This is a genomic window from Zemynaea arenosa (genome assembly GCF_004614185.1).
GTDB classification, from domain to species: Bacteria; Pseudomonadota; Gammaproteobacteria; order Burkholderiales; family Burkholderiaceae_D; genus Telluria; species Telluria arenosa.
Window position 1 is genome coordinate 1 of record NZ_SPVF01000192.1, and the last position, 9,531, is coordinate 9,531.

Below are 9,531 nucleotides of genomic sequence, written 5' to 3' on the forward strand. Positions count from 1 at the left end.
CTCCACGGCCGCCTTCCTCACCGCCTTTGCCGCGCCCTCCGCTACCCTGCGTGCGGGTCGGCCCCTGCGCGGGGATGACAACATCGGCCGGCATCGGCGCCAGATCCAGCGCCTCGCGGATGAAATCGCGCAGCGCCACCACCAGATCGGCCGTGTGGATCGGCCGTCCCGCCGCCATATCCGCCGCGGCCTGCCCCGCCAGCCGGCAATGCTCCTCGGTCCCCAGCAGCAGGATGTCCGCCAGCGCCCCCTCCACCGCATCGCGTATCCTGCGCGCCCGGTCCGAGCTGCGGCTCTCCCCTTCCAGCTCCCCCTTCACATCGCGCAGATGCGTCGGATCGACGGTCAGCTCCCCCGTGAACGAGCCACCGAGCGTGCGGTAGGCCGCGATCAGCGTCTTCACCCGCTCGTTGATCTGCCGGTTCATCCGCTCGCGCTTCTGCTGGATGGTCTGCATCATCAGCACGCGGATGCCCACGCCGATCAGCGTGACCAGCGCAAGCCCAAGCAACGTCGTGAGCACTCCTTCCCAGGAGCTGAAATCCAGATAGCGCACATCCACCTCGGCCAGGAATCAACTTGGCCCAGTCTACAAAAAATGCGCGCTACGTCTCGTTCAGTTCGACCCGAGGAAGGTCCGCACGTCGTCCTGGAAGCGCTGCGCCTGGTCCCACATGATGAAGTGGGCGCTGTTGTCGACCCGCTTGAGCGTCACGTTCTTCAGCGGCGCATAGGCCATCTTGTAGAACATGTCGAACTGCTCCGCCGTCACCGGAATGCCCTTCTGCTGCACGTACAGCACCGTGGTCGGCACCGTGATGCGGGAGAGCTCCGGCGTCAGGTCGGTGAGGATCACTTCGCGGTAGCCGCGCGCCACCGTCGCCTGGTCGCTGGAGAGGGAATCGGCTTCCGCCACCGGCCGCATGGACTCCGTATTGACCATGCCTGCGATGGTGACGGCGCCGCTGGCCTTGCGCGCCTCCGGCGTCGCGGTGCGGATGCGCGCCTCGAAGCCATCGGCCATCGGCTTGAGCGATTCCGGGGTCGACCCCGGTGGACCGAAAGCCGCCCCGAGGAAGGGCAGCATGTCCACCACCATCAGCTTCGACACCGACTCGGGATGGCGGGCCACCACCATCAGGCCCATGGTGCCGCCCATCGAATGCCCGATCAGCGCAGGCTTCTTCAGCCCCGCAGTCTGGATGTAGCGCGCAATCTCCTCGGCCACCGGCGCGGCGATCGGGCCTTCCGCATTGCCGCCCACCGGCTGCCCCGCGAAGCCGGAGACCTGCACCAGGTGATAGCGATGGCCCGGCACCGCCTTCACCAGGTGCTCCCACACCTTGGGCGACGAGGCCAGGCCAGGCACCAGCACCACGTCGTCGCCACTGCCCTCCACGCGCACGCTGATGCGGTTGGACGTGAAGTCGGCCGCCCACGCGGGCAGGCAGAGGATGGCGGCGGCGATGGCGCCTATCAGCACACGGCGGCGCTGGGACGAGAACAGGGTCATGGTCGTGGAAGTGAATGAGTTGATCGAGCCCTCATTGAACCAGTGCTCACCGGTCCAGGACAAGTGACAAACGTCACCACTGCCGATGACGCAGTGGTTGCCCCGCGCCCTCTTCTGTTCCAGAATGCGGGGATACCGTCCCTTTGCTGGAGGCCGTACGATGCGCAAGTCCCTGTCCTTGATCCGCACCCTGGCCCTCCTGCCCCTGCTGGCCGCCTGCGCGACGCGGCCACCGCCCGCCATCGACAGCACCCGCATCGACACCACGGCCGCCCAGGCCATGCAGGCCGCCCACGTCCCCGGCCTCGCGCTGGCCGTGATCGAGGACGGCCGCGTGGTCTACCAACAGGCCTACGGCTTTGCTGACGTGGAGAGCCAGCGCCCCCTCACCACGGACACCATCATGTACGGCGCCTCACTGACCAAGGCAGTCTTCGCCTACATGGTCGCGGGCTTGGTGCGCGAGGGCGTGATCGACCTCGATGCCCCGCTCCCGCGCCAGCTCAAGAAGCCGCTGCCCGACTACGAGAAGTACGCGGACCTGAAAGGCGATGAGCGCTGGCGCCAGGTCACCCCGCGCATGCTGCTGTCACACAGCTCCGGGCTGCTCAACTGGCGCTGGATCAACGAGGACAAGAAGCTCGATTTCAAGTTCGACCCAGGCAGCCGCTATGTCTACTCGGGCGAAGGCATCGCCATCATGCAGCTGGTGGTGGAGGAGCGCACCGGGCGGCCGGTGGAAGCGCTGATCCAGGAACGTGTGTTCGATCGCTTCGGCATGCGGAACAGCAGCCTCACATGGCGGCCGGATTTCGCAGCGCACGTTGTCACCCACTACGGCGAGAAGGGCGAACGCATCGAACATGACCGGCGCCGCAGCGCACGCGCGGCCGGGTCCATGGACACCACGCTGGAGGACATGGCCAAGTTCCTGGCCGGTGTGCTGAACGACCCGGCCACCGGCCCGATGCTCGCGCCGCAGATCAAGATCGTCTCGCCCCAGCAATTCCCCTCGCACTGGCCGGGCAGCACCGACATCAACGACGGCACGCGGCTGTCCGCGGCGCTGGGCTGGATCGTGTTCAAATCCAAGGCGGGCCCGGCGTTCTTCAAGGAGGGAGCGGACGACGGCACCCAGAACCTGATGCTCGGCCTGCGCGATGGCAAGCGCGGGATCGTCATGCTGTCCAACAGCTCCAACGCCCGCAACCTGTTCCTGCCGATGACGGAAGCGGCCTTCGGCCCGATTTGCCTGCCGTGGTTCTGGATGGGGTACGTCCCCTACGACCGGCCCGACCTCATGGGCCTCCAGCACCGCGACCATCCAGTGGTCAGCGCGGGCTGCCGCTGATGATGTCGAAACCAACGGTCCTGGTTCGTCGTGACGGCATCGACAACCCTCACGAAAGGTGTACAGACATGAAATTCCTTTGCCTTGGCTACTTTGACAACGCGAAAATGGACGCTCTCCCCCAGGCGGAGATCAATGCCTTGATGGCGCGCTGCGGCGCGGTTGTCGAGGAGCTCTACGCCGGTGAGCGGGTGCTCATGGACGCCGGCATCGCCACGGACATGGTGAGCGTGCGCCGGACACGCGGCCGGATCCAGACCACCGACGGGCCATTCACCGAAGCCAAGGAACTGGTGGGAGGCGTATTTCTGATCGAAGCTCAGGACATGGCCGAAGCCACGCGCATCGCCTCCATGCACCCCGCTGTTGCGATGCCGGAAGCCGAAAATCTGGGCTGGCGCCTCGAAATCCGGCCAGTGCATTCGTTCTATGTCCCGGAATGAACAACGCCAGCCTCCTTGCGGGGCTGGCGTTGGCGTGGTGAGGCCGTGCGGCTTTACCAGAAGATCACACGCTGCTCCGGTGCGAGGTACATCTTGTCGTTCGGCTTGACGTCGAAGGCCTCGTAGAAGCCCGGGTGGTTGCGCAGCGCGCCGTTCACGCGGAATTCGGACGGCGAGTGCGGGTCGGACTTGACCTGTGCGATCAGCGCCGGCTCGCGCATCTTGCCGCGGCGGGCTTGCGCCATGCCGATGAAGATGCGCTGCTCGGCGGTGAAGCCATCGATCATTGGCGCAGGTTTCCCTTTCAGCGAAATCTTGTAGGCGCGGCTGGCCATGATGGCGCCCGCGTTGTCCGCGATATTCTCGCCGAGCGTCAGTTCGCCATTCAGCGTATAACCCGGCACCGGGCTGTAGGCGCCGTACTGCGACACCAGCACCTTGCCCTTGGCCGCGAACTTCTCTGCATCGTCCTTGGTCCACCAGTTACGCAGGTTGCCGTCGCCGTCGAATTGCGCGCCCTGGTCGTCGAAGGCGTGGCTGATTTCATGGCCGATCGAAATGCCGACCGCACCGTAGTTAATCGCCGGCTCCGCGTCCGGATCGTAGAGCGGATATTGCAGGCGCGCGGCCGGGAACACCACTTCGTTCAATTCCGGGTTGTAGTAGGCATTCACCGTTTGCGGCGTCATGTCCCACTGGTTGCGGTCCACCGGCTTGCCGAGGTGGCCGATATCGAAGGCGTGCGAGAACTCGCGCGAACGCATCACGTTGCCGACCAGGTCATCGCGCGCGATGGTCAGCGACGAATAATCGCGCCACTGGTCCGGATAACCGACCTTCACGTTGATTTTCGCGAGCTTGGCTTGCGCCTGCTTCTTGGTTTCCGGCGTCATCCAGTCCAGCGTGTCGATGCGCTCCTTGAAGGCGAGCAGGAAGTTATTCACCATCTCGCGCACCTGGGCTTTGCGCTCGGCCGGGAAGTAATTCTTCACATAGACCTTGCCGACCAGCTCACCGAGGTCGCGGTTGATTTCCGCGATGGCGCGCTTCTGCAGCGGGCGATTCACCTTGGCGCCCGACAGCACCTTGCCGCGGAAGTCGAAGCTCTCGTCCACGAACGGCTGCGAGAGGTACGGCGAATACGCGCTGATCAGGCGGAATTCGAAATACGATTTCCAGGTATCGACCGCGGTCGCCTGGATGATGCCATCCAGTTTGGAGAGATAGGTCGGCTGGCTGACGATGATCGAATCGACCTTGCCGGCCACGCCGGTGTCCTTCAGGTAGGTCGCCCAGTCGAAATGCGGCATCAGCTCCTTCGCCTGCGCCAGGGTCAGCTTGTTGTAGGCTTTGACTGGATCGCGATTTTCGACGGCGCTCCACTGGGCGCGGGCGATCTCGGTTTCCAGCGCCACGATCTTGGCCGCTTCGTCCTTGGCGTTTTTGTGGCCTGCGAGCGCCAGCATCTTTTCCACGTGCTGCTGGTAGCGTGCGCGGGTTTCGGTCAGCTTGGCGTCTTTGTCCGAGAGATAGTAATCGCGGTTCGGCATGCCGAGGCCGGACTGGGTGATGTCCACGATATAGCGGGTGGAATCCTTATTGTCCTGGTGGATCGCAATATCCAGCGGCGCGCCCGCGCCAATCCGGTTGAAGCGTGCGGCCAGTGCGCCCACTTGCTGGTGGCTGGAGAGAGCTGCCACGCGCGCCAGTTCGGCTTTCAGTGGCGTCAGGCCCAATTCATTGCGGCGTTTTTCGTCCATGAAGCTGGCGTAGAAATCGCCCATCTTCTGGTTATCCGAGCCCGCGGTTCTGGTCTTGTCCTGCTCCGCCTGTTCGATCAGGGTACGGATCTGGTTTTCCGCATTCTCCTGTGCGACGTTGAACGCGCCCCAGCCCGAGCGGTCGGCCGGAATATCGACGTCCTTCAGCCATTTGCCCTGAGTCGCGCGGAAGAAGTCATCCTGCGCGCGGACGCTCGCATCCATCGCCGCCTTATCGACACCAGAATGCATGGCATCGGCCGCAAAGGCCCCGCCCACGAACAGCGCCGCCACCACGCCGCAGCACAGCTTGAGTCTCATATAGTCATCCTCCTGTTTTTGGATGCCAGCATCGTACAGGAGGGGTGCCCTCAGCGGCGACCTTTCCAATGCATATGTTGCACATTTACCGCCGTAAATCCCCCGGGGACGTACCCCTCTCCCACACCGGGGTACGTCCCCAAACCACTGGAATTGCCCGGATTATCACAATCCCGGTAAACCCATGATTTTGCTGAGCTTTCGATTATGTCGCCCGAGAGCAGATTGTTAAAAACCAGCGCTTTCCTACAGCTCTAAGGCGGGGTACGTCCCCGGTGTGGGAGCGGGGTACGTCCCCGGTGGGAAGGGTTCCAATTGGTGGGGGGCGGGAGGTCGTTATAATCGGGCGCAGTCCGTCGCTGCCCTGGCCGCGGCGCCCGCCACCCTTCGCTGCCCGCACATGCACCAGGTCCTGCTGACGCCGATCGTCTTCCTCTTTACCGCCGTGCTGCTGGTGCCATTGGCGCAGCGGCTCAAACTCGGTGCGGTGCTCGGGTATCTGATCGGGGGCTGCCTGATCGGCCCGTGGGGACTTGGGCTCATCCACGAAGTCGAGCGCATTAGCCAGGTGGCGGAGATCGGCGTGGTGCTGATGCTGTTCCTGATCGGCCTGGAACTCGAACCGCGCAAGCTGCTCGCGATGCGCACCATCGTCCTCGGCGGCGGCACCGGGCAGATGCTGGTCTGCGGCGCGGCACTCGCACTCGGCGGCTGGGCGCTCGGGCTGCCTCCGGCGGCGGCCATCGTGGCCGGGCTCGCACTGGCGCTCTCGTCGACCGCCATCGCAGTCCAGACTATGCAGGAGCGCCACCTGGACAACACGCCCGCGGGCAAGATCGCCTTCGCCATCCTGCTGTTCCAGGACATGGCGGCAATTCCGCTGCTGGTGGTGGTGCCGCTGCTCGGAACGGCGCCGGCCACCACCTCCCAGCACTTCAACTGGGCCCTGGCCGCGCTCGCCATCGCGGCAGTGCTCTTCATCGGCCGCACCCTCATCCGCCCGGCGCTGCGCCTGATCGCCCGCACCCAGCTGCGCGAGATCTTCACCGCCTTCGCCCTGCTGCTGGTGCTCGGCATCGCGCAGCTGATGACGCTGGCCGAACTGTCGATGGGCCTCGGCGCGTTCCTGGCCGGCGTGCTGCTGGCCAGCTCGGAATACCGCAAGGCCCTGGAGACCGACCTGGAACCCTTCAAGGGCCTGCTGCTGGGCCTGTTCTTCACCTCGGTCGGCATGTCGGTCAACCTTGGTCTCCTGACCGCGCAGCCGGTCCAGATCGCCGCGCTGACGGTCGGCGTGGTCGCGGTCAAGATGCTGCTGCTCGGCCTGTTCGCGCGCATCCTGCCGGTCGCGCCCGTGCAGCGCTGGCCGCTGGCCGCCCTGCTCTCCCAAGGCAGCGAATTCGCCTTCGTCGTGTTTGCCGTCGCCAAGGACGCACACATGCTGCCCGCGCCCTGGGACGAGCTGCTGGTCCTCGCCGTGGCCCTGTCGATGGCGCTGACCCCGCTGGCCGCGGTGGCCGGCGAATGGCTGGGCCGCACCCTGCACGGCAGCGCGCCCCCGCCGCCGGACGTCATCGAGCCCGACGAAGACGCGCGCGTCATCATCGCCGGCTTCGGCCGCGTCGGCCAGATCGCGGGCCGCCTGCTGAACGCCTCCGGCATCCCGGTCACGGTGCTGGACAACGACCCCGACCTGATCGAGACCGTGCGCCGCTTCGGCTTCCACGTCTTCTACGGCGACGCCACGCGCCTAGACCTGCTGCAGTCCGCCGGTGCCGCCCGTGCCCGCCTGCTGATCAACGCCATCGACGACATGGACACCAGCCTGGCCCTCACCGACCTGGTGCGCCAGCACTTCCCCCACCTGCGCATGGCCGCGCGCGCCCGCAACGTCACCCATCTGTTCGAACTGCGCGAACGTGGCGTGACCATCATCGAGCGCGAAACTTTCGACGCCGCCCTGATGCTCGGCCGCCATGCCCTGGAAGCGCTGGGCATCGACGCCGAAACCGCAGAGCGCGCCCGCCTGAAATTCCGCGAACACAACATGGCCACCCTTGACGTGATCGCCCCGCACTACCAGGACGAGTCCGCGTTAATCTCCCTGCAGCAGGCCGCGCGCGACGAACTGGCCCGCAACTTCGAGCAGGACCGTATCCGCCTGGATACGCCGCGCCACTGACCGCGCGCTTCGGCTAGGATCGCCTCACGTTCGTACTTGCAACGGAGGTAAGATGAAAACGACCTGGATTGTTTCCGCCAACGCCAGCCGCGCCCGCATTTTCCGCGAGCACATTCCCTCGCAGTCGCTGGAAGAAGTCGAGGACATGGTGAACGAGGCCGCGCGCCTGCGCACCGACGAGTCCCAGACCGACGGCCTGGACCCGCTTGCCGCCGGCAAGAGCCAGCACGGGACCGGCGGCGCCACGCCAACCAAGCAATATCAGCCGCGCGAAACGCCGACCCAGCACGCCAACCACCTGTTCGCCAAGGAGCTCAGCCATTACCTGGTCGAAGCCCACGCGCAGGGCAAGTTCGACGACCTGGAGCTGGTGGCCTCGCCCGAATTCCTCGGCGTCCTGCGCAACAACCTCGATGACGAGCTCAAGCCGCTCATCAAGCAGGAAATTAACAAGGACTACACCTACGCCAACGCGAACGAGTTCGCCGAACAGCTGAAAGCCTGGAAACACTGAATGGCCCGCCAGGACTAGAGCCGTAGCGCGCCACGAGGGATGGCGCGTGACAATTCGAGAGTATTCCGCTCCCTCTGCCGCACTATACTCATGCGCTGAAAATGCAGACAAGCACCATGCGTTGCCTGTCTGAGTAGACGAGCTGAGGGAGCTGATGGACTCATTCACACTGATCGTGGCCTCCGCCATGGTGGGCGCGATCATGGCCGCAACGATGGGTCTGCTGTACCGCGCCTCGTCCGGCCGGCGCTGCCTGCTGGACTGGGCCATTGCCGGGGCCCTGTTCTCGGTCAATAACATCGTCGGCGCGTTCGCCGCCATGTCGGGCAGCTGGCATGCGCTGCTGCCCGCCATCGCCAACACCATCTATATCGCAGGCCACTACGCGGTGCTGGCCGGGGTGCGCCGCCACCTGGGCCGCAGTCCGCGCTATGACGTGCTGGCCGCGCTGTCGCTCGCGGTCTTCCTGCTGCATCTGACGCCGTTCGCCATCAGCTCGGTCGCGCACCGGCTGTTGATGTTCACGCCCGTCATCGCCGCCATCAACCTGAGCATCGCCGGGCTGCTGTGGCGCCAGCCGGACAGCGAGGCGCGCAGCTCCTACATGCCGCTGGTGGTGCTGGAAGTGCTGTTCATGTTCCAGCTCACGCTGCGGGCAATGTACATGGTGGCCAGCGAGCACACGCCGCTGACCTTCCTGGGCAGCCAGTTCCTGCAGACGTCCGGCTCGCTGTTCGTGCTGGTCTTCCTGTCGGTGGTAACCATGTGCTGCGCGCTGATCGTGCTGCGGCACCAGGAGCTGGCCCTGCGCCGCGCCTCGCTCACCGACGCGCTGACCGGGTGGCTGAACCGCCGCGCGCTGCACGACCTGGCGGAGCGCGACTACCGGCGCGCGCGCCGCACCGGCGAGCCGCTGTACTTCATCACCTTCGACATCGACCACTTCAAGTCCGTCAACGACCGCTTTGGCCACGGCACGGGTGACGCCGCGATCCGCCGCGTGACCGAACTGTCCGCGCACGCGCTGCGCGGCTACGACGCGCTGTTCCGCATCGGCGGCGAGGAGTTTGCGGTGCTGATCAATGGCGTAAGCGCGGAGGATGCGCGCAGCATCGCCGAGCGCCTGCGGGAGCTGGTGGATGCCTCGCCGCTGCACATCGACGGCCACACCATCGCACTCACGGTCAGCGTCGGCCTGGCGGCGCTGGAACCGGCGGACCACAAGTGGGAAGACATCCTGCGCCGCGCGGATGATGCGCTCTACCACGCCAAGAAGACGGGCCGCAACCGGGTCTGCGTCTCGGGCGACGATGCGCCGCGCTTGCACCTGGTGGACCGCTCGAGCGCGAACGCATAGGCGGGTGTTGCGGGCGTCGGCCACGCGCCCGCGCAGCGGACAGTGGCCGGCCATCCGCGCCGCATCCCCGCCCGGCGCCGCCTCACGTGG

At 65.7% G+C, this 9,531-nt stretch carries 8 protein-coding genes; 5 read left to right on the forward strand and 3 right to left on the reverse strand.

Annotation, left to right across the window (positions count from 1 at the left end; genetic code table 11):
• Positions 1 to 556, reverse strand: a 556-nt coding sequence (locus E4L96_RS15085; RefSeq protein WP_167758701.1) for a hypothetical protein, incomplete at its 3' end; no start/stop codon positions are given.
• Between the two features lie 60 nt (positions 557 to 616).
• Positions 617 to 1,576 (reverse strand): alpha/beta fold hydrolase, encoded by a 960-nt coding sequence (locus tag E4L96_RS15090; protein ID WP_220433440.1) that lies wholly within the window; start codon positions 1,574 to 1,576, stop codon positions 617 to 619.
• A 97-nt stretch (positions 1,577 to 1,673) separates the two neighbouring features.
• On the opposite strand from E4L96_RS15090, the gene E4L96_RS15095 reads away from it, so the two are divergent.
• Both E4L96_RS15095 and E4L96_RS15100 read left to right on the forward strand, forming a co-directional pair.
• Positions 1,674 to 2,864: a serine hydrolase domain-containing protein gene (locus tag E4L96_RS15095; RefSeq protein ID WP_167758702.1), complete on the forward strand. Its 1,191-nt coding sequence runs from the start codon at positions 1,674 to 1,676 to the stop codon at positions 2,862 to 2,864.
• Between the two features lie 68 nt (positions 2,865 to 2,932).
• Positions 2,933 to 3,307, forward strand: coding sequence for a YciI family protein (locus tag E4L96_RS15100; RefSeq protein WP_135208049.1), 375 nt, complete (start codon positions 2,933 to 2,935; stop codon positions 3,305 to 3,307).
• 53 nt (positions 3,308 to 3,360) lie between these two features.
• Here E4L96_RS15100 and E4L96_RS15105 read toward each other — a convergent pair whose 3' ends face one another.
• On the reverse strand, positions 3,361 to 5,388 hold the full coding sequence (locus tag E4L96_RS15105) for a M13 family metallopeptidase (protein WP_135208050.1): 2,028 nt from the start codon (positions 5,386 to 5,388) through the stop codon (positions 3,361 to 3,363).
• Between the two features lie 400 nt (positions 5,389 to 5,788).
• Between E4L96_RS15105 and kefC the strand changes: the two genes are divergently transcribed.
• From kefC to E4L96_RS15120, 3 genes are all read left to right on the forward strand, one after another.
• Positions 5,789 to 7,570: a glutathione-regulated potassium-efflux system protein KefC gene (kefC, locus tag E4L96_RS15110; RefSeq protein WP_135208051.1), complete on the forward strand. Its 1,782-nt coding sequence runs from the start codon at positions 5,789 to 5,791 to the stop codon at positions 7,568 to 7,570.
• A 52-nt stretch (positions 7,571 to 7,622) separates the two neighbouring features.
• Positions 7,623 to 8,084 (forward strand): host attachment protein, encoded by a 462-nt coding sequence (locus tag E4L96_RS15115; protein ID WP_135208052.1) that lies wholly within the window; start codon positions 7,623 to 7,625, stop codon positions 8,082 to 8,084.
• A 154-nt stretch (positions 8,085 to 8,238) separates the two neighbouring features.
• Positions 8,239 to 9,441 carry a GGDEF domain-containing protein gene (locus E4L96_RS15120; protein WP_135208053.1) on the forward strand — a complete coding sequence of 401 codons (1,203 nt, stop codon included), beginning with the start codon at positions 8,239 to 8,241 and terminating at the stop codon, positions 9,439 to 9,441.
• Positions 9,442 to 9,531: the final 90 nt, after the last annotated feature.